This window comes from Pandoraea pnomenusa, from assembly GCF_040391475.1.
Taxonomy (GTDB): Bacteria; Pseudomonadota; Gammaproteobacteria; order Burkholderiales; family Burkholderiaceae; genus Pandoraea; species Pandoraea pnomenusa_C.
Genome location: NZ_JBEBXS010000004.1, coordinates 262,697 through 283,587, shown reverse-complemented (window position 1 = coordinate 283,587; position 20,891 = coordinate 262,697). Strand labels below are relative to the sequence as shown.

The following is a 20,891-nucleotide window of genomic DNA, read 5'->3' as shown; positions in this document are numbered from 1 at the left end:
AACATGCAAACCCAGACCAAGAAACCCTTTTATCGCATCCTGTACGTGCAGGTGCTGTTCGCCATTGTCATCGGCGTGCTGCTCGGGCACTTCAAGCCCGATCTGGCCGTACAGATGAAGCCGCTCGGCGATGCGTTCATCAAGCTGATCAAGATGATCATCGGCCCGGTGATCTTCTGTACCGTCGTGACCGGTATCGCCGGCATGGAGGACATGAAGAAGGTCGGCCGCGTTGGCGGCAAGGCACTGCTCTACTTCGAGATCGTCTCGACGCTCGCGCTGATCATCGGTCTGGCAGCGACGCACATCCTGAAGCCGGGCGCCGGCTTCAACGTGGACATCAACTCGCTCGATCCGAAGGCGATCGCCGGCTACGCCGAGAAGGCCGCGCACGGTGACACGTTCGTCGACTTCCTGCTGCACCTGATCCCGAACACGATCACCGACGCGTTCGCCAAGGGTGAGATTCTGCAGATCCTCGTGATCGCTATCCTGTTCGGCGCCGCCCTGGGCGCGATCGGCGAGCGTGGTCGCGTGGTGACGGGCTGGATCGACAGCGTCTCGGGCGTGCTCTTCCGCGTGGTGCACATCATCACCAAGGTTGCGCCGCTGGGTGCCTTCGGTGCCATGGCCTTCACGATCGGCAAGTACGGTATCGCCTCGCTGGTGCCGCTGGCCAAGCTCATGGGCACGTTCTACCTGACGTCGTTCCTGTTCGTGATCGTCGTGCTGGGCCTGATCGCCAAGTTCACGGGCTTCTCGATCTTCCGCTTCCTCGCCTACATCAAGGAAGAGCTGCTGATCGTGCTGGGTACTAGCTCGTCGGAAGCCGCGTTGCCGCACCTGATGGAAAAGATGGAAAAGGCCGGTTGCTCGAAATCGGTGGTGGGTCTCGTGATCCCGACCGGTTACTCGTTCAACCTCGACGGCACGAACATCTACATGACGATGGCCGTGCTGTTCATTGCGCAGGCGACCAACATCGATCTGACCTGGGGTCAGCAGCTCACGCTGCTCGCCGTGGCGATGCTCACGTCGAAGGGCGCATCGGGCGTGACCGGCGCCGGCTTCATCACGCTGGCCGCCACGCTCGCCGTGATTCCGACGATCCCGGTCGCCGGGATGGTGCTGATTCTCGGTATCGACCGCTTCATGAGCGAATGCCGCGCGCTGACGAACATCGTTGGCAACGGTGTTGCCACGGTTGTCGTGTCGGCCTGGGAAAAGGAACTGGATCGCAAGAAGCTGGCCGAAGCGATGTCCGGCAAGCAAGGTCCGGATCTGGCCTGACGGCCCCGGCAGCGGCCGCCGGAGCCTCGTGCAACCCCGTAGTGACGGGCGTCGCGCGCAGGCGCCGGCAGTGTTCTGATGACCGCTGCCATTGCAACGTACGCCACCGGGCGGCGCGGCACAGGCACAATAGCGCCTGAGCTTCGCCGCCCGGTGGTCTTTCGGTACCCTGCGCCCCAATGGCCACCCTGTACGACACCCTGATCCGCGCACGCCGCCGCGACACCCCGACGGGTGCCGCCGCCACGTCTGCGAGGACCCCGGACACCCGGCGCGACGAAGTCCCCATCGATCTCGAGAGGACAGTGCCGATGCGCCGTTGGTCATGGATCGTCGTCATGCTGTTGGCGAGCGTTCTGTTTTGTTGGTTGACGTACACCCTGAGCTGGCAGCGCGGCGTAGCCGACCTGCGCGTGAACGCCGGTGCTCGCGTCGAGCGCTACGCAGGCAGTCTGCGCAGTACCGTCGACCGTTACGAATTCCTCCCTTACCTGTTGTCGCTGCACCCCTATGTGCACGACCTGCTGCGCCACCCGAAGGACCCGGCGGTCGTTCAGCGCGCCAACGACTATCTGTTCGACGTGAACCAGCGCGCCAAGGCATCGGCTGCGTACGTGATCGACGCCAACGGTCTCGCGCTCGCTGCCAGTAACTGGCGCGAGAAGGCCACGTTCGTCGGACAGGAATATCGCTTTCGCCCGTATTTCCTCGACGCCATCAAGGGCGCGCTCGGGCGCTTCTACGGCGTGGGTACGACCTCCGGCGAGCCGGGGTATTTCGTCTCCCAGCCGATTGTCGTGGATGGCCAGATTCGCGGTGTGGTCGTCGTCAAGCTCAATCTCGAATGGTTTCAGCGTGCGGGTGCCGACGCGTCAGAGCCGGTAGTCGTGGCCGACGATCACGGCGTGGTCTTCCTGTCGTCGGAACCGCGCTGGCAGTATCGTTCGCTCGCACCGCTCGGGCCGGACGTGACGGCGGCACTCAACAGCACGCGTCAGTACTACAACCAGCACATCACGCCGCTTGCCTGGAGCGAGGACGAGCGACTCGACGCCGACGGTGAAGTGGTCACCGTGCACGACGGTCGCAGCGCGGGCAAGACCCGGCGCTTTCTCGCCGTGCAGCGCAAGCTGGGCGAGCCTGACTGGACACTCATGTACTTCGCGCCGCTCGATCAGGTGATCGCCAACGCGCGCATCGCCGCCGTGGCGGCGGCCTGTCTGGCCGCGTTCACCTGTTTGCTCGGGGTGGCGTGGAATCAGCGGCGCCAGCGCGTGCGCGACATGCTCAAGAGCCGTGAGCTGTTGCAGTCGGCCTATGCCGAACTGGGCGAGCGGGTCGCCGAGCGCACGGCCGATCTGCAATCGGCGAACCAGCGGTTGCAGACGGAAGTGCAGGAACGTTCGCGCACCGAGCACGAATTGCGCGAAGCGCAGAGCGAACTCGTGCAGGCATCGAAACTCGTGGCACTGGGGCAGATGGCCGCCGGTATCACGCATGAACTGAATCAACCGCTCTCTGCGCTGCGCAGCTTTTCCGACAACACTCGAGTGTTGCTCGAGCGCGGTGAGCACTCGGCTGCGCGGGAGAATCTCGAAGCCATTGCGTCGCTGACCGATCGCATGGGCAAGATCACCGGCCAGTTGCGGTTGTTCGCAGGACGCGCGCGTCGCGGCGACATGGAAGCGCCGGTGCAACGTGCGCTCGACAACACGCTGATGCTGTTGCGCGGGCGGCTGGAAGGCATTTCAGTGACGACGTCGTTCGCCGACGGACTCGACGATGTGCAGGTTGCCTGCGAAGGGCTGCGTCTGGAGCAGATCCTGATCAACCTCGTGGGCAATGCCATCGATGCCGTGCTGAGCGTGTCCGGCGCTGCCGACGAGTGGCATCTGCACGCGCCGCCGTCGATCTGGATCGATGTCGACGCCGACGCATCGTGGGTGCGCATCTACGTTCGCGACAACGGACCGGGGATTTCGGAGGCCCATATGCCACGTCTTTTCGAGCCGTTTTTCAGTACCAAGGAGGGCGGTCAGGGCATGGGGCTCGGACTCGCCATCTCATCGTCCATCGCTCAGGAGAACGGCGGCCAGCTCGTGGCGCGCAACGTTCCCGGCGGTGGGGCGGAATTTCTCGTGACGCTGCGCCGCGTGCAGCGCACCATTGCGACCCTCGCATGATGTACAAGAACCTCCAGATCCTTTTCGTCGAAGACGACGAGCTCGTGCGGCGTGCCACGCTGCAGAGCCTGCAACTCGCCGGACTCGACGCCTTCGGGCTCGCCTCGGCCGAGGCGGCGCGCGAGCGCATCACGCCGGACTTCGCCGGTATCGTCGTATCCGACATTCGCCTGATCGGCATGAGCGGGCTGGAACTGCTCGCGCATCTGCGTCAGCACGCGCCCGAGGTGCCGGTCATTCTCGTCACGGGGCATGGCGACATCTCCATGGCCGTGCAGGCGATTCGCGACGGCGCCTACGATTTCATCGAGAAACCGTTCGCGCCGGATCGTCTGATCGAGTCGGCCAAGCGCGCGCTGGAAACCCGCAAGCTCATGCTCGAGAACCAGGCGCTGCGGCGCGAACTGGCGGAGCAGGGCGGACGTGCCTCGCGCATCATCGGCCGCAGCCCGTCGATGGAGACGCTGCGCACGCTGATCGCCAACGTGGCGATGACCGACGCGCCCGTGCTCATCAACGGCGACACCGGCACCGGCAAGGAACTGGTCGCGCGCAGCCTGCACGAACTGTCGCGCCGTCGCGATGCGCCTTTCGTGGCGCTGAACTGTGGCGCCTTGCCCGAAGCGATCTTCGAGAGCGAGATGTTCGGCCACGAGGTCGGTGCGTTTACCGGCGCGGCGAAGCGTCGTATCGGCAAACTGGAGCACGCGTCGGGCGGCACGCTGTTCCTCGACGAGATCGAAAGCATGCCTGCGGCCTTGCAGGTGAAGTTGCTGCGCGTGCTGCAGGACGGTGTGCTGGAACGGCTCGGGTCGAACCAGTCGATCCGCGTGGACTGTCGCGTGGTGGCGGCCGCCAAGGGCGACATGGAAGCGCTCGTGCGCGCCGGAACGTTCCGGCGCGATCTGTACTACCGCCTCAATGTGGTGACGCTCGCGTTGCCGCCGCTGCGTGAGCGTCGCGAGGACATTCTGCCGCTGTTCGAGCACTTCATGCTCGACGCTGCGGTGCGCTACGGGCGCCCTGCACCGGTGGTGTCGGATCGCATGCGCCAGGAGCTGATGCAGTCGGACTGGCCGGGCAACGTGCGGGAGCTGCGCAATGCGGCGGATCGTCTCGTGCTCGGCGTGGCCAGCGCACCCGAGGGCGATTCGCTCGCGCCGCTGCCGCTCAAGGAACAGGTGGATCGCTTCGAGCGTGCCGTGCTGCAAGAGGCGCTGGAGCACAGCAAGGGGAATGTGGCGGCCACCGCCGAAGCGCTGCACGTCCCGAAGGCCACGCTCTACGAGAAGCTCAAGCGCTATGGTCTGCACACGCGCGGACACGGTGACGGGGGCGACGGCGGTCGGTGAGGTCGTGTTCATAAAAAAAGCGCCCTGAGGGGCGCTTTTTCGATGCTGCGACGTTGTCGCCGCCGGCTGGGGGCGTCAGGCCTGTTTGGCGAGCGCCTTCTCGATGAGTTTGTCCAGCTCCGCGTATTCCGGCTCGCCCACATATTGCTTGAGTACCTTGCCGTCGCGATCCACGACGAACGTCGTCGGCGTGAGTTGCACGTTGCCGTATTGCTTGGCCACGCTGCCGTCGGAATCCATCGCGACCTTGAACGGCAACTGACGCGTTTGCGCGTAGTTCACCACGTACATCGGCGGGTCGTAGCTCATGGCGACGGCCACGAATTCCAGACCCTGGCCCTTGTACTTCTCGTAGGTCTGCACCATCGTCGGCATTTCCTTCATGCACGTGGTGCAACTCGTCGCCCAGAAGTTGACGAGGTAAACCTTGCCCTTGAGTTGTTCCGTGCCGAGCTTCTGCCCCGAGAGCAACGTGAACGTGGCTTCGGGCGCGCGCTTTTGTCCGGCGAACGTGAAGTAGCCGGCAGCGGCGACGACGACAAGAATCGCCGCTGCGATGATCTTGCCGAGAGGTGACTTGCGGGACGTCGAAGTGCTCATGACACAGCCGTTTGGGATGGGTGGTTCATTAGGTGACGTCGATTCTACTCTGAATCCCGGAATTCGATCTCAGCGTGCTCCGGTGCCGCTGGGGGTGCCGGCTTGGGCGCCGGTCTGGGCGCCGGTCTGGGCGCCGGTCTGGGCGCCGGTCTGGGCGCCACTTCCCGCCTTGTTCCCTGCCGCGCGCTCCGCGTGGATGCGGGCGCGCCCCCGGGCGATGGCGTCGTCGAGATAGGCGCCGTAGAAGTCCGGGAGTCCGGCGCCGATCAGCGGGTCGGCCACCGGGTGTCCGTTGGTATCGAGGAACAAAACCGTGGGCGATACCTTTGCGCCATGCGCTCGCGCCCACGCGACGCCCGTCGTCGTCGATCCGTCGAAGTCGCGCACTGGGGCCGTGCTGTCCATGCCGATTTCGCGCACTTCGTACTTGCCGCTGCGCACCAGCGGCGCGAGTTCGCGTTGACGGATCGGGCCGCAATAAACGCAGTCGCGCAACGACACCAGCACGATCAGCGGCACGTCTAGCGCCTTCGCTCGACGCGCGTGCGCCGCGAAGTCGGTCGCCAGGGGCACGGCTGCCTGTTGGCTGGCGGCAGTCTTGCTGTCGAGCGGTGCGGCCGTCGTGCCCTCGTGGGGATAGGTGATGCCGGTGGCCTGGGCTAACTGGCGACTGGGCGCGGCGCCGGCCGGCTTGCTGGTTTGTGCCGCCGTTGCCTGACGTGCATTGCCAGTCGGCTTGTTGGCTTCTGCGGCCGTTGCCTGAAGTGCGGCGCCGGTCGGCTTGCTGGTTTCTGCGGCCGTTGCCTGAAGTGCGGCGCCAGTCGGCTTGCTGGTTTCAGCAGCCGTTGCCTGAGGCGCCGTGCCGAGCACACAGGCTGACGATAGCGTGGCCAGCATGCCGATGGCACACATGACGCGGCGAGCGAGACCAACGGGGCGTGTGGGGGAATGGGGCGCACGTTTCATGGCGCCGATGATACCGGGAACCGGGGCGAGGTGTTTTCCGTGCCGCGGCACATGACGGATAATGGCCGTTTCCTGTCCTTCCACTTTCACTCCGCTATGAATCGCGTTGTCCGTGTCTGCGTCATGCTCGCTGCGGCGGTCGTGCTCGCCGCGTGTTCTCCCCGCTACGACTGGCGCGAGGTCCACGATAAGGACGGCGCCTACGCGGTGACGTATCCCGCCAAGCCCACGCAGGACGCCCGCGAAGTGAAGTTCGCCTCCGGCCCGTTGCCCATGCGTATGCAAGCCGCCCGCGTGGACGAGGCGCTGTTTGCCGTCGGCGTGGTCACGCTGCCCAACGACGACGCCACGTTGCGTCAGACCGTGCTCGCCGAATTGCAGCAAGGCCTGCTCGCGAACGTGAACGACGCAGCCGCGGCCCCCGCACAGGTCATGGTGCGCCAGGCCGGCGATGCGCCCACCGTCCCGGGCGTTGCCGTCTCGGCACAAGGCAAGTCGAGCGACAAGACCGAACGGTACGTGGCAGCCCGATTCGTCGGGCGCGGCAATCATGCGTATCAGGTTGTCGTGATGGGGACCAAGGCGCCCACGAAGGAACAGGTCGACCAGTTCCTCGATTCCTTCACACTGGAGTGATCCCCGCTGTCACGGCGGCGCTTCGCGATACTGCACGGCTTCGGCGACATGGTGCGCGTCGATGGCGTTGCATCCGGACAGATCGGCCACGGTGCGCGCGACGCGCAATACGCGGTGATAGGTACGTGCGGACCAGTGGTGTTGGGTAACGGCGCGGTGCAACACTTCCTGCGCTTCCTTTGCCAGCGGGCACTGCGCTTCGAGCAGACGGCCTGACAGGGTGCAATTCAGTTGGCCTTGGCGCGTGACCTGTCGCTCACGCGCCAGTCTGACGCGCGCGGCGACCGTGCGGCTTCGTTCGCCGTCTGCCGGTGCTGCGAATATCTCGGCGCCCAATGCAGGCACTTCCACATGCAAGTCGATTCGATCGAGTAGCGGGCCGGAGAGGCGGTTGCGATAGCGCGCCACGGCGTCTGCGGTACAGCGACAGCTTCGCGATGGATGGCCCAGATCGCCACATGGACACGGGTTCATGGCGGCCACCAGTTGGAACGCGGCGGGAAAGGTCGCCTGCCCGCCTGCGCGCGAGATCGTCACGTGGCCCAATTCGAGCGGTTCGCGCAGGACTTCCAGAACACGTCGCTGGAACTCGGGAAGCTCGTCGAGAAAGAGCACGCCTCGATGCGCGAGACTGATTTCTCCGGGGCGTGGGCTGCTTCCACCACCGACGAGGGCCGCTGCCGAAGCGGTGTGATGGGGCGCGCGAAACGGTCGCCTGCCCCAATGGCGCAGATCGAAGCCCTGCGCACTCAGGCTGGCAAGTGTGGCGGCTTCGACCGCGTGCGCTTTGCTCAAGGTCGGGAGCAACCCGACGAGACGTGTCGCCAACATGGACTTTCCCGTGCCCGGCGGCCCGTAGAACAGGACATGATGGCCGCCCGCCGCCGCCACTTCCAGCGCTCGCTTGGCCGGGGCTTGTCCCTTGATGTCGGCAAGATCGGGGACGTCGTCTGCGTCCGGACGCGTGGCCGTTGCCGCTGCATCTGGGGCGCCGGCCGTGCTCGCGGCGTTCGGCGACTTCGCGGCACCTGCCGATGCCCTCGCCGGATGCTGCGCCGAATTTCCGACTGACGCGCTCACCGGCGTCTCCGCAGGCACTTCTGCCGGCACCTCGGTCGAAGCCGCTGACCCCGCAGACTCGCTCGCATCACCGGCACCTTCGGGTTCTGAAACCGTGCGCGGTACGACCGCCCGCGGCAGCGGTGTCGCCACGTCCGGTTCCGCAAGGTGCGCGCACACGTCGAGCAAGGTGCGCGCGCCATAGACGATGGCGTCTTCCACCAGCGCCGCTTCCTGAGCGCTGCCTGTCGGCAGCACCAAGGCACACGATGTCGCGCCGGCGGCCACCGCACTTGCCATCGCCAGCCCGCCGCGTATCGGACGAAGCTCACCGGTCAGCGAGAGCTCTCCCGCGAACTCGTGCGTGCGCAGACCGGCCTCGGGAAGCTGTCCGCTGGCCGCGAGAATACCGAGGGCAATCGGCAGGTCGAAACAGCCGGAAGCCTTCGGCAGATCGGCCGGCGCCAGATTGACGGTAATGCGTCTGGCCGGAAACTCGAACCGGCTGTTCTGCAATGCGCAGCGCACGCGCTCCCGGCTCTCCTTCACCTCCGTATCGGGCAGTCCGACCAGCGACAGGGCCGGCAACCCGTTGGCCAGATGCACTTCAACCGTCACGGCACGCGCCGCCATTCCTGTGATCGCCCGGCTGCCGACAATGGCCAATGACATGACTTCTCCTTCGAACGTCGCGATGCATTGCATGAGCCTCGATAGTCGTCGGCATGCGAGGCACCGCGCAACGCTCTATTGGCCAAGCGCGCGGGTATGGGACGTTTTTCGGACGTCCGGCACAGGGGCGCCGGAATCGTCTGTATATGGCTTGGGACGAATCCGATAGCCGAATCGGAATCGATGCGACCGGCAAGAGGGGAGGGGGAGTGGGGAGCGGGGACGGGGACTGCGAGAGAGGGAAAAGCGAGTCGCGGTCGGTCTCGGCCAACGCATTGCACGATGAGCCAGCCAACGCACGGGTCAACGAACCGGTCTACGAACCGGTCAATGGACAGGTCAACGAACCGGGGAAAACGCCGGCAACGGCAGCGCGCCGCGCCAGAAAGCAGAAGGGGCGCCGCAGCGCCCCTGTGAATCGTCAGTCCTGCGCTTCGTTGCGCAGGCCTTCGAGTTCGGCCACGCGCTTCTCCAGCGCTTCGAGCTTCTCACGCGTGCGTGCGAGCACCTGTGCCTGTACGTCGAATTCTTCGCGAGTCACCAGATCGAGGCGGGTGAAGCCCTGATTGAGCAGGCTTTTGACGTTGCGCTCGATATCCTTGGCGGGCGATTGCTTGAGCATCTCGCTCACCTTGGCTTGCATGTCTTGCAGGATCTCGTTCGGTTTCATAAGCCTTCCTCTCTTCGTTTGTTCGCACCAACGTGGTGCTTGCACCGTCAACGTGCTTCGTCGTGCCGGACTGACCGGTGCAAGGTGGTGCATCTGGTGCGGGCCACAACGTTGGCGCAACTCTAACACCGTTTTCTGCGCCCAGCCAACGCCGATGCGCCGCAGCATCCGCCTTCGGATCGTTGCCCCGCAAGGGTTCGACTCTCGACATGCGTCATGGTTGCGGCCGCACGCCGTTGTTCGCCCGCCTCACTTTCCCCGCAATTTTGCCAATTTTTTATCTCGAAATTCGTATCTTGCGCGTCGCAGCAAACGCGGATCGAGGACCTGGCACGGGAGTTGCTCTACCCACTCCGGAACCTGCCGCACGCTGCACCAAGACTTCAAATTTCAACTTAGGGGAAAGTGATGAAAAAAGTGTCAACTGCGATGGCTGGCGTTGTGTTCTTCGGGGCGATGGCAGCAGGAAATGGCGCCTTTGCGCAGTCGAGCGGCGACGCCGCCGCAGCAGACGCAGCGCCGGCCCCGGCGGCTGCCGCAGCGGCCGAACCGCTGACGGTGACCGCCAATATCGGCTTGTTCTCGGACTACCGCTTCCGCGGCATTTCGCAAACGGCCAAGCGTCCGGCAGTGCAGGGTGGTTTCGATCTCGCGCATGAGTCCGGGCTGTACGCCGGGGTGTGGGCGTCGAACATCAGCTGGATTTCGGATGGCAATTCCGCCGTGAGCGCGCCCATCGAGATGGACTTCTACGGCGGCTGGAAGAAGGAAATCGTCCCGGACTGGACCATCGACTTCGGCGGCCTGCAGTACTACTACCCGGGCAGCTATCCGTCCGGCAATTTTTACCCGCGTCCGCATACGTTCGAGCTGTATGCCGCCGTGGGCTGGAAAACGATCACGCTGAAGTACTCGCACTCGCTGACCCGTCTGTTCGGTCTCGTCAGCCCGGACGGTCAGGACACGACCAACAGCGGCTACCTCGACCTGACGGGCACCTACGACATCGGCTTCTGGGGCCTCTCGGCCGTGGGCCATGTGGGTCACCAATGGGTGCACAACTTCAGCGCCGCAAGTTATACCGACTGGAAGATCGGCCTGCAGAAGGACCTGGGCAAGAACTTCACCGTGTCGGTCGCCTACGTCGATACGAACGCCGATGAGAAGTACTACACCGCCGCGAACTCCGGCAAGGTGCTCTCCAAGGCGACGGTCGTCGTAGGGTTGTCGAAGACATTCTAAGGAGCGACTCATCATGAAGCTGATTACCGCAATTGTGAAACCCTTCAAGCTCGACGAGGTGCGCGAAGCCCTCTCGAACATCGGCGTGGCCGGTATTACGGTGACCGAAGTCAAGGGCTTCGGCCGCCAGAAAGGCCATACCGAGTTGTACCGGGGCGCGGAGTACGTCGTCGACTTTCTGCCGAAGGTGAAGATCGAGGCGGTAATCGGCGATGCCCTGCTCGATCAGGCGATCGACGCCATCGAACAGGCAGCCCGCACCGGCAAGATCGGCGACGGCAAGATTTTTGTGTCGAACGTTGAACACGTGGTTCGCATCCGTACGGGAGAGACCGGCGAAGACGCGCTCTAAGCGCCGTATAGGTCCCACATAAGAGACAACAATCATGAAAACACTGCTTGCCAAACTCCTGCTCGCCGCTGCCCTTCTGGGCGCGGTCGGCACCGCCGGCCTCGGCGCGAACGCTGCGTTCGCCCAGGACGCTTCGGCACCTGTTGCCGCCTCGGAAACCGTCGCACCTGCGGTGGCTGCCCCAGCGGCTGTGCCTGCGCCTGCGGCACAGGCGGCCGCGCCGGCACCCGCCGCGGCACCGGCTGCGCCCGTGCCGCCCAACAAGGGCGATACGGCATGGCTGCTCACCTGCACGGCGTTCGTGATTCTCATGACGTTGCCTGGTCTCGGCCTGTTCTACGGCGGCCTCGTGCGCTCGAAGAACATGCTGTCCGTGCTCATGCAGTGTTTCATCATCTTCTCGCTGGTGGTCGTGCTCTGGTCGATTTACGGCTACAGCATTGCGTTCACTGAAGGCAGTCCGTTCTTCGGGGGCTTCGACCGGCTGTTCCTGAAGGGCATGACGCCGGATTCGGTCGCCGCGACCTTCAGCAAGGGCGTGAATGTGCCGGAGTTCGCCTACATGGCGTTCCAGGCCGCGTTTGCCGCGATTACCTGCGCGCTGATCGTCGGTGCCTTCGCCGAGCGTGCCAAGTTCGCGGCCGTGCTGCTGTTCACCGTGATCTGGTTCACGTTCTCGTACCTGCCGATGGCGCACATGGTCTGGTTCTGGGCCGGTCCCGACGCGTACATCGATGCCGCAGCGGCCGACGCCGCCAATGCGCACGCCGGCTGGCTCTTCCAGAAGGGCGCGCTCGACTACGCCGGCGGTACCGTGGTGCACATCAACGCGGCCGTCGCGGGTCTGGTGGGTTCGTACATGGTGGGCAAGCGTCTGGGCTTCGGCAAGGAAGCGTTCAAGCCGCACTCGCTCACGATGACGATGATCGGCGCCTCGCTGCTGTGGTTCGGCTGGTTCGGCTTTAACGCCGGTTCGGGGCTGGAAGCCAACGGCGGTGCCGCACTCGCCTTCGTGAACACGCTGCTCGCCACGGCTGCCGCCACGCTGTCGTGGACGGCCGGTGAATGGGTGGGCAAGGGCAAGCCGTCGATGCTCGGTGGTGCGTCGGGTGCGGTGGCGGGGTTGGTGGCCGTCACGCCGGCCGCCGGTTTCATCGGCCCGATGGGCTCGATCGTGCTCGGCCTGCTTGCCGGCCTGATCTGCCTGTGGGGCGTGAACGGGTTGAAGCGTCTGCTCAAGGCCGACGATGCGCTGGACGTGTTCGGCGTGCACGGCGTGGGCGGGATGCTCGGCGCGATTCTGACGGGAGTGTTCGCATCGCCCGCCCTCGGCGGCACCGGAATCTACGACTACGTCGCCAACAAGGTCGCGCCGGACTATTCGATTGCCGGTCAGGTCTGGATTCAGCTCCAGGGCGTGCTGACCACGATCGTGTGGTCGGGTGTGGTGGCGTTCATCGCCTTCAAGATTGCCGATATCGTGCTGGGTCTGCGCGTGCCGGAAGACGAAGAGCGCGAAGGGCTGGACATTACGTCGCACGGCGAATCGGCCTATCACAACTGATACCGCCGATACGACAGAAGCGACAGAAGCGACAGAAACGACCGATTCGGCGGCGGTTTACGCCCGGAAACCGTCCTCGGGGTCTCGTCTAGGTTCGTGAGTAGCGTTGCCGGCGGCCGGTCGGACAGCCGGTCCCGGTGTTGTGCGGGCACCCCTGGGGTGCCCGTTTTTTTGGGCGAGCCCTGGCGAGGTGGTACGCGCTGGCTTGTGATTTCCCGCTTCACCCCCATCTTCTCTCACCGCGGCATTGCGCCGTACCTCTGCAGCGTCGTCCTGATGCGACCCGCTCGATTCGCCCGCCTCGCCAACCGGCGCTGCGGCGGCGCACCGGGCAAGGCGCGGTGCCCCTTCCGGGGGCATGGCGAACGGCGGAGGTGCCGGGCGTATGCTCTACAATCGATATTCCATCTGGATATGAGAGAAGCATGGTTCCGCATCTCGTCACGGCCCTGAAAGGCCCCCTGCTCGACCTGGAAAAGAAGATCCTCGACGCGACGCCCGCGATCGAGCGCTGGTTCCGTCTCGAGTGGCAGGAACATACGCCGCCGTTCTACTGTTCGGTCGACCTGCGAAATGCCGGCTTCAAGCTCGCCCCCGTCGACACCAATCTCTTCCCGGGCGGGTTCAACAACCTCGCCCCCGAAGTGTTGCCGCTCGCCGTGCAGGCCGCGATGGCCGCCATCGAGAAGATCTGCCCCGACGCCAAGAACCTGCTGCTGATTCCCGAGCGTCACACGCGCAATTCGTTCTATCTGCAGAACATCGCCCGTCTGTCGACGATCATGCGGCATGCCGGGTTGAATGTGCGCCTGGGGAGTCTGTCCGACGACATCACCGAGCCCACGACCATTGAACTGCCCGACGGGCAGCATGTGGTGATCGAGCCCCTCGAGCGCACGCCACGCCGGCTCGGGCTCAAGAATTTCGACCCGTGCTCGATTCTGCTCAACAACGATCTGTCCGCCGGGATTCCGCCGATTCTCGAAGGCCTGCACGAGCAGTACCTGCTGCCGCCGCTGCATGCGGGCTGGGCCATGCGTCGCAAGAGTCAGCATTTCTCGGCCTATGACGACATCGTCAAGAAGTTCGCGAAGATGATTGACGTCGACCAGTGGATGCTCAACCCGTATTTCGCGAAGTGCGAGGGCATCGACTTTGACGAACGCGTGGGCGAGGAGAAGCTTGCCGACACAGTCGACGCAGTGCTCAAGAAGATCAACAAGAAGTATCGTGAGTACGGCATCTCCGAGAAGCCGTTCGTTGTCATCAAGGCCGATGCCGGCACGTACGGCATGGGCGTGATGATGGTGCACGACGCTGCCGAGATCAAAAACCTGAATCGGCGCGAGCGCACCAAGATGAGTGTGGTCAAGGAAGGCCTCGAAGTGCACGACGTGATCGTGCAGGAAGGGGTCTACACCTTCGAGCGCATCAACGAGGCCGTGGCCGAGCCGGTCGTCTACATGATCGATCGCTATGTGGTCGGCGGCTTCTACCGCGTGCACACCGGACGCGGCACCGACGAGAACCTCAACGCCCCCGGCATGCACTTTGTACCGCTCGCGTTCGAGCACACCGCATTGCCCGACGTCCATGCCAAGCCGGGGGCCGCGCCGCCCAACCGCTTCTATATGTATGGCGTGGTGGCGCGTCTGGCGTTGCTCGCGGCGTCGGTCGAGCTTGAGCGTACCGATCCGGACCCGGAAACGTACTGATCGGCCGAGTGCTGACGGGGCGCGAGTCACACCGGCTCGTGCACCATCGTTGTCAGCGTCCTGTTGAGAATTTTCTGAATTGATGTGAAGCCGATGCCGCACGGCGGTGGCTTCGACCGCGTCTCGCTTTGGGACGCGAAATGAAAAAGACGCCCGGCTGGCCCCCCGACTAGCCGGGCGTCACATTTACCAGCCGTCTCATGCAACGGCCGGAAATCGGGGCTTCCCTGAGTGAGTCCCCCCGCAAACTGGTTTCCTGCGTTCTCTTTCCCGTGACGGAATCGTGTACTGTGCCGATCCGCCATGCGGTTCGCGTCGGCAGTGAGTGGATGATGCGATCGTTTGGTGCGTCAAACATCCCCCGGATGGGGGATACCAGTTCGTCTTCAGGTGGAATAAGAAATTTCCCCTGTGACGCGTCTATCCGGGAGCGACATGACAATGCAGGGGGAGCGGGATCGATCGGCGTGTCCGGGACACGTGCAGACGCCGGGCGATTTGCGTGCGTGCCTTCGCCAGCTTCATCAACTGCCCGTGCCGATACTGGGCTATTTGCCGCTATGGCTGGAGACACTGCGGGCATGGCTTGCGGCGGATGGCGTGGTGGCCCTCTGGACCCAGGCATGTGTCGATCAGGGCGAGGGCGCGTCGGACGCCCGGACGGAAGCCACCTGCTGGTATGCACCGCAGGCATCGCTGTCGGCCTGTGAGCAATTGGCCGCCAGCGGTCGGGCCATGCCGCGTGTGGCGGCGCTGCAACGTGCGCTGTCGCATGGGAGTGTGCTCCGCAATCATGCGCGACGACTTCCCGGTGAGCGTCGGCACGCGGCATCGATGTCGTTATGCCGATCGCCCGAGCTCGAACGCTGTCTGCCGGACGGCGATCTGCTCGACGTGTGCTTGCGGCCACTACCCGGTGAAGTGCGACAGGCCGCCGAAACCGGCGAACAGGGCCGTGCGCCGTCGACCACCGATACCTCGGATTTCGGTACCCTGCGCCTGCTCGTGTCTCGCCGCAGCGCCAAGCCTCGTTTCAACGCGAGGGAAGTCAAGGCATTCGAGACGGCCGCGTTGGCGTTCGCCACACCGCTCGAGCGTCCTTGCTTTCCGCCGCTCTGCGCTTCGCCCCTGTCGCTCTCATTAGCGCTTTCATCTCCGGTTTCGACGTTCACGTCCGCCGATGCGTGTCGGCGCGCCGATACGTCGCTCGCGATCGGCCACGACGTGACCGGCACCCTCATCTGGCATGGCCGGCAACCCGAGTGGGCCGACCCGACGGCGCTGGCATTGATGCGCCGCGTCTGGCACGTGGCGCCCGGGCGCGCCTGGCCGGACGCGTGTGCTGTGGTGCGGTCGTGTCAGTCGCTGGCCGATGAACTGATGTCACCGTCCTCAAGCACCGCTGGGTCGGGGGCTCAGGTCAGCCGCGCCATGCCGGTACCTGGCGGCACCTTGCATCTGCACGCCACGCATCTGTGCGGCATGGGAGGGCGGCCAACCGACCGGGTACGCATTGCGCTGCACCTCGCGGTGCCGCCTGCGATTCGCCTGTTGCAGCGGCTGTGCGAAACACCGCTCACGCCGGTGCAGAGAGAGATCGCGATGCGTTTGCTGGCGGGTCAGTCGCGCGCGCAGACGCGCGAAGCCTGTGCGATCGGTGTGCAGACACTCAAGACCCACCTGTCGCTCATGCGGGCCCGTCTGGACCCTGTGCGAGACGCTGCGCTGCTGCTGGGTCTGGGACGAACGGGCACCGCCGGAACCACCGGTCACCTGTGACTTTTCCGTGCCGTGCCCGCGAAACCGCCGGGTGGTGCGCGGCTTGCCGCTCCGAAGCGGCAAAATGACGCCTCGGCTAGAATAGATGCCTGTCGCCGCACCCTGCGGTGTGTGCATCCGAACCCCCAAGACTCCCGCCGATCGATGCAGATTCTCTTTATCGCCGACCCGCTCGACCAGTTCAAGATCTACAAGGACACCACGTTCTCGATGATGCGCGAAGGCGCGCGTCGCGGGCACCGTATCTTCGCGTGCGAGCCGCATGAGATGGCATGGCAAGGCGCCAGCGTCGACGCGCGCGTGCGGGAAATCAAGCTGACGGGCGATGCGGACGCCTGGTACGAAGTGGTCGACACGCGCGTGGCTGCGCTCACCGAGTTCGACGCCGTCCTCATGCGCAAGGACCCGCCGTTCGACATGGAATACATCAATTCCACGTGGCTGCTGGAAATTGCGGAGCGGGCAGGGGCGCGCGTGTTCAACAAACCGAGCGCGATCCGGGATCACTCCGAAAAGCTCGCCATCGCCGAGTTCGGGCAGTTCGTGGCACCGACGCTGGTCACGCGCGACGCCACGCGCCTGCGTGCGTTCCACGCCGAGCATGGCGACGTGATCTACAAGCCGCTCGACGGCATGGGCGGCACGGGCGTGTTCCGTATTGGCCCGGACGGTCGCAACCTCGGATCCGTCATCGAGATGCTCGGCGAGAACGGTGCACGCTCGGTGATGGCGCAGCGTTTCATTCCCGACATCAAGCTGGGCGACAAGCGCGTGCTCGTGATCGGCGGCAAGGTCGTGCCGCATTCGCTCGCGCGTATCCCGCAGGGCAACGAAGTGCGTGGCAACCTCGCAGCCGGTGGCCTGGGCGAGGCGCGCGACCTCTCGGCGCGCGACCGCCAGATCGCTGAAGCCCTGGGGCCGATTCTCTGGAAGCGCGGCCTGCTGCTCGTGGGCCTCGACGTCATCGGCGATTACCTCACCGAAGTGAACGTCACGAGTCCGACGTGCTTCCAGGAAATCACCGACCAGACCGGTTTCGACGTGCCGAAGATGTTTATCGACGCACTGGAACTGGCGGTCTGAGGCGATACGGGGTCCGTTGGCAGCGACGGCTTGGGGCAGACCCTAACATGATGAAAAATCGGGGATTTTGCGCGCCTGCTAAAATAAGAGTCCCAAAATCGACAGGTTCGCGTCCGTCGTTGTGTTTGTATCCCGAACACTCGCGGCGCACGGCGTGCCTAGCATCATGGCTGGAATTCTGATCATTGCCCACGCACCGCTCGCCTCGGCACTTCGCGAGTGTGTTTCGCACATCTACGGGGGCTGCCCGTCGCGCATCGGCGCGATCGACGTCGTTCCCGACCAGGACACGGCGGCGCTCGTCGACACGGCGCGCGCGCGTCTCGTCGAGTTGCACGAAGAGAACGGCGTCCTGGTGCTCACCGATCTGTTTGGCGCAACGCCGTCGAACGTGGCGGCGCAACTCGTCGGCCCGAAAGTGCGGGTGCTGGCCGGGGTGAACTTGTCGATGCTGATCAAGGCCGTGTGCTATCGCTCGGTACCGCTCGACACGCTGGTGGAGAAGGTGCTTTCGGGCGGATCTAAAGGTATTCTGGAAGTCGGCGCGGGTGCGCCGGTCACACACACTACGTCACACTGAAACATGCTTCGACAAGAAACGACGATCGTAAATAAATTGGGCTTGCACGCTCGGGCATCCGCAAAGCTGACGCAACTGGCGGCGAAATTTCAGAGTGAGGTCTGGCTGACCCGGAACGGTCGGCGCATCAACGCGAAGAGCATCATGGGCGTCATGATGCTTGCGGCCGGTATCGGCTCGAAGGTCGAAGTCGAAACCGAAGGCTCGGACGAGCAGCAAGCCATGGACGAAATCCTGGCGCTCATCGCGAACAAGTTCGGCGAAGGGGAATAACACGTCGCATCGTCGCTGTCATGCCATGGCGACGACGGTAAGTCACGGCGCTATGCAGGCGCGCCGTCGCGCGGTGACGATGATCGACGAATCATCGTCTTGAACTGCCACCTACCGCAGCCCATACCCCCGAAACGTAAAGTAGTCACAGAATACGGTCGTATCACCCGCCTCTGAACTGGGGAGACTTCCTTGTCTTTCACCCTGCACGGTATTCCCGTTTCCCGCGGCATCGCCATCGGGCGCGCCTATTTGCTCGCGCCCGCGACGCTCGATGTTCCGCACTATCTGCTCGATCCCTCTCAGATCGACGACGAAATCGCACGATTTCACGGCGCCCAGGCGACCGTCCAGCACGAACTCGATACCCTCAAGGCCGAACTGCCCGACGATGCACCGGGCGAGATGGGTGCATTTCTCGATGTCCACTCGCTGATTCTCAACGACACGCTGCTGGCCGATGCCGTCATCAAGCTGATTCGCGAACGCCGCTATAACGCGGAGTGGGCGCTGACCACGCAGCTCGAGGTGCTGGTGGCGCGCTTCGAGGACATCGACGACGAGTATCTGCGCGAACGTCGCGCGGACATCGAGCAGGTGACCGAGCGCGTGCTCAAGGCCCTCGCGGGAGCCCCGGGCATCCGCCACGTGGTCGACGAGACGCCGCGCGACGACATGATCGTCGTGGCGCGCGATATCGCGCCGGCCGACATGCTGCAGTTCAAGTCGCAGACGTTCAAGGGCTTTGTCACCGACCTCGGTGGCAAGACGTCCCATACGGCCATCGTGGCCCGCAGTCTGGGCATTCCCGCGGCTGTGGGGGTGGCGCAAGCCAGCCTGCTCGTCAAACAGGACGACGTCATCATCATCGACGGCGACAACGGCATCGTCATCGTCGATCCGGCACCGATCGTGCTCGAGGAGTACAGCTACCGGCAAAGCGAACGGGCGCTGGAAGAGCGTCGTTTGCAGCGCCTGAAGCACTCGCCTGCGCAGACGATCGACGGCACACCGATTGCACTGCTCGCCAACATCGAGCTGCCGGAAGACGCCAAGACGGCCGTTGATGCCGGCGCCGTGGGCGTGGGTCTGTTCCGCACGGAGTTCCTCTTCATGAACGAAGAGGAGGCCCCCGAGGAGGAGGCGCAGTTCGAGGCGTACAAGCGGGCGGTCGAGACGATGCACGGGTTGCCGCTCACGATTCGTACCATCGACGTGGGCGCTGACAAGCCGCTCGACAGCCACGAGACCTACGAAACGGCGCCGAACCCGGCGCTGGGGCTGCGGGCGATTCGCTGGAGCTTGTCGGAACCGCGCATGTTCCTCACGCAACTGCGCGCCATCCTGCGCGCATCGGCGTTCGGCAAGGTGCAGATCCTGTTCCCGATGCTCGCGCATGCGCAGGAGATCGATCAAACGCTCGAACTGGTACGCGAAGCGAAGTCGCAACTCGACGCGGCCGGCCTGCTCTACGATCCGGGTGTGAAGCTCGGCGCGATGATCGAAGTGCCGGCGGCGGCGCTGACCGTGCCGATGTTCCTCAAGCGACTGGACTTCCTGTCCATCGGCACCAACGATCTGATCCAGTACACGCTGGCCATCGATCGCGCCGACAACGCGGTGGCGCATTTGTACGATCCGTTGCACCCCGCCGTACTGCGCCTGATCGCCATGACGATCCGCGAGGCACACGCTTTCGGCGTGCCGGTGGCCGTATGTGGCGAGATGGCGGGGGATCCGACCGCCACGCGACTGCTGCTCGGCATGGGGTTACGCGAATTCTCGATGCATCCGAGCCAGCTGTTGCAGGTCAAGCAGGAAATCCTGCGGGCGCATCTGCCGGATCTCGAGCGTCCGGTGCAGGAATTGCTGGCTGCCACGGAGCCCGAAGAAATGCAGGCGGCATTGGCGCGATTGGCCGTCGCCTGACGAGGCACTGACGGGTCGCCTCTCGCACATAAAAGGCGGGCCTCCGACAATGGGGGCCCGTTTTTTTTCTGCCGTTTTCGAATGGATTTGTGGCCTATCCGAGTGCAACTCAGACGTCGCCCATCCGGTCAGTGGCGCTCACCGCAGACCTTGCACTCCGGATTGCGGGCGCAGTGCATGGTGTGCCAACTCATCTTGCGTCCGTCGAGCATTTGCAGACGCCCCACGAGCGGCGTGCCTACCCCCGTAATGAGCTTGATGGCTTCAGCGGCTTGCATGCTGCCGATGATGCCGACCAGCGGGGCAAGTACGCCCATCGTGGCGCAGGCCTGCTCGGGGAAGGGCTCGTCGGCCGGGAAGATGCACTCGTAGCAAGGCGACGCGTCATTGCGCACGTCGAACACGCTGATTTGTCCGTCGAAGCGCAACGCGGCGCCGGACACCAGCGGCACGCCCGCCGCGACGCACGCGCGATTCACGGCATGACGCGTGGCGAAGTTGTCCGAGCCGTCGAGCACCACGGTGGCGGTGCGGGCCAGGGCGGTGAGCCGAGCCTCGTCCACGCGCTCGTTCACGACATCGACGATCACCCCCGGATTGATCTGTGCAATTCGTTCGCGCCCGGAAATCACCTTCGGGCGCCCCACACTTTGCGTGTCATGCAGGATCTGGCGTTGCAGGTTCGTGAGATCGACGTCGTCGTCGTCGATCAACGTGATGCGTCCCACGCCGGAGGCGGCCAGATACAGCGCGGCGGGCGAGCCGAGCCCACCGGCGCCCACGATCACGGCATGCGCGGCGAGCAGGCGCTCCTGACCCTCGATGCCGAGTTCGTCGAGCAGAATGTGGCGGGAGTAACGCAGCAACTGGTCGTCGTTCATCGCGAAACGGAAAAGCGGAAAAGGAATAAAAAAACCGTGCCGGCTTTCGCAGGCACGGTTTCCAG

Annotated in this window: 18 protein-coding genes; 13 read left to right on the top strand and 5 right to left on the bottom strand. The window is 64.4% G+C overall.

Annotated features, from left to right (window positions below):
• The first annotated feature begins 3 nt into the window (after positions 1 to 3).
• From ABWO90_RS07000 to ABWO90_RS06990, 3 genes are all read left to right on the top strand, one after another.
• On the top strand, positions 4 to 1,290 hold the full coding sequence (locus ABWO90_RS07000) for a dicarboxylate/amino acid:cation symporter (protein WP_353190466.1): 1,287 nt from the start codon (positions 4 to 6) through the stop codon (positions 1,288 to 1,290).
• Positions 1,291 to 1,469: 179 nt separating this feature from the next.
• Positions 1,470 to 3,473 (top strand): sensor histidine kinase, encoded by a 2,004-nt coding sequence (locus ABWO90_RS06995; RefSeq protein ID WP_353190465.1) that lies wholly within the window; start codon positions 1,470 to 1,472, stop codon positions 3,471 to 3,473.
• Positions 3,473 to 4,825, top strand: a complete 1,353-nt coding sequence (locus tag ABWO90_RS06990) for a sigma-54-dependent transcriptional regulator (RefSeq protein ID WP_353190510.1) — start codon at positions 3,473 to 3,475, stop codon at positions 4,823 to 4,825. Before ABWO90_RS06995 ends, ABWO90_RS06990 begins: the two co-directional genes overlap by 1 nt.
• Positions 4,826 to 4,900: 75 nt before the next feature.
• Here ABWO90_RS06990 and ABWO90_RS06985 read toward each other — a convergent pair whose 3' ends face one another.
• Entirely contained in the window at positions 4,901 to 5,425 is a 525-nt protein-coding gene (locus tag ABWO90_RS06985; protein ID WP_353190464.1) for a TlpA disulfide reductase family protein, read from the bottom strand.
• 69 nt (positions 5,426 to 5,494) lie between these two features.
• Entirely contained in the window at positions 5,495 to 6,391 is an 897-nt protein-coding gene (locus ABWO90_RS06980) for a thioredoxin domain-containing protein (RefSeq protein ID WP_353190463.1), read from the bottom strand.
• Positions 6,392 to 6,487: 96 nt separating this feature from the next.
• On the opposite strand from ABWO90_RS06980, the gene ABWO90_RS06975 reads away from it, so the two are divergent.
• Positions 6,488 to 7,027: a hypothetical protein gene (locus tag ABWO90_RS06975; protein ID WP_353190462.1), complete on the top strand. Its 540-nt coding sequence runs from the start codon at positions 6,488 to 6,490 to the stop codon at positions 7,025 to 7,027.
• Positions 7,028 to 7,036: 9 nt separating this feature from the next.
• Here the strand turns inward: ABWO90_RS06975 and ABWO90_RS06970 are convergent, their stop codons facing one another.
• Both ABWO90_RS06970 and ABWO90_RS06965 read right to left on the bottom strand, forming a co-directional pair.
• Positions 7,037 to 8,758: a YifB family Mg chelatase-like AAA ATPase gene (locus tag ABWO90_RS06970; protein ID WP_353190461.1), complete on the bottom strand. Its 1,722-nt coding sequence runs from the start codon at positions 8,756 to 8,758 to the stop codon at positions 7,037 to 7,039.
• Positions 8,759 to 9,179: 421 nt separating this feature from the next.
• Positions 9,180 to 9,428: an accessory factor UbiK family protein gene (locus tag ABWO90_RS06965; protein WP_353190460.1), complete on the bottom strand. Its 249-nt coding sequence runs from the start codon at positions 9,426 to 9,428 to the stop codon at positions 9,180 to 9,182.
• 408 nt (positions 9,429 to 9,836) lie between these two features.
• Between ABWO90_RS06965 and ABWO90_RS06960 the strand changes: the two genes are divergently transcribed.
• The 9 genes from ABWO90_RS06960 (at position 9,837) to ptsP (ending at position 19,945) form a co-directional block, all read left to right on the top strand.
• The gene (locus tag ABWO90_RS06960; protein ID WP_353190459.1) at positions 9,837 to 10,670 is read left to right on the top strand and encodes a TorF family putative porin; all 834 of its coding nucleotides are present in this window, start codon (positions 9,837 to 9,839) and stop codon (positions 10,668 to 10,670) included.
• A gap of 13 nt (positions 10,671 to 10,683) precedes the next feature.
• Positions 10,684 to 11,022, top strand: a complete 339-nt coding sequence (locus ABWO90_RS06955; protein ID WP_010804740.1) for a P-II family nitrogen regulator — start codon at positions 10,684 to 10,686, stop codon at positions 11,020 to 11,022.
• 34 nt (positions 11,023 to 11,056) lie between these two features.
• Positions 11,057 to 12,586 (top strand): ammonium transporter, encoded by a 1,530-nt coding sequence (gene amt / locus ABWO90_RS06950; RefSeq protein ID WP_353190458.1) that lies wholly within the window; start codon positions 11,057 to 11,059, stop codon positions 12,584 to 12,586.
• A gap of 425 nt (positions 12,587 to 13,011) precedes the next feature.
• Positions 13,012 to 14,301, top strand: coding sequence for a glutamate--cysteine ligase (gene gshA / locus ABWO90_RS06945; protein ID WP_353190457.1), 1,290 nt, complete (start codon positions 13,012 to 13,014; stop codon positions 14,299 to 14,301).
• Positions 14,302 to 14,736: 435 nt separating this feature from the next.
• Complete coding sequence (locus tag ABWO90_RS06940) at positions 14,737 to 16,080, top strand: helix-turn-helix transcriptional regulator (RefSeq protein WP_353190456.1); 1,344 nt, start codon at positions 14,737 to 14,739, stop codon at positions 16,078 to 16,080.
• A gap of 144 nt (positions 16,081 to 16,224) precedes the next feature.
• A complete protein-coding gene (gshB, locus tag ABWO90_RS06935; protein ID WP_353190455.1) occupies positions 16,225 to 17,163 on the top strand; it encodes a glutathione synthase in 939 nt (312 codons plus the stop codon).
• A gap of 166 nt (positions 17,164 to 17,329) precedes the next feature.
• Positions 17,330 to 17,743 carry a PTS sugar transporter subunit IIA gene (locus ABWO90_RS06930; protein WP_353190454.1) on the top strand — a complete coding sequence of 138 codons (414 nt, stop codon included), beginning with the start codon at positions 17,330 to 17,332 and terminating at the stop codon, positions 17,741 to 17,743.
• Positions 17,744 to 17,746: 3 nt separating this feature from the next.
• A complete protein-coding gene (locus ABWO90_RS06925) occupies positions 17,747 to 18,016 on the top strand; it encodes an HPr family phosphocarrier protein (RefSeq protein WP_150679887.1) in 270 nt (89 codons plus the stop codon).
• 192 nt (positions 18,017 to 18,208) lie between these two features.
• Entirely contained in the window at positions 18,209 to 19,945 is a 1,737-nt protein-coding gene (ptsP, locus tag ABWO90_RS06920) for a phosphoenolpyruvate--protein phosphotransferase (RefSeq protein ID WP_353190453.1), read from the top strand.
• 128 nt (positions 19,946 to 20,073) lie between these two features.
• Here ptsP and ABWO90_RS06915 read toward each other — a convergent pair whose 3' ends face one another.
• The gene (locus ABWO90_RS06915; protein WP_353190452.1) at positions 20,074 to 20,826 is read right to left on the bottom strand and encodes a HesA/MoeB/ThiF family protein; all 753 of its coding nucleotides are present in this window, start codon (positions 20,824 to 20,826) and stop codon (positions 20,074 to 20,076) included.
• Positions 20,827 to 20,891: the final 65 nt, after the last annotated feature.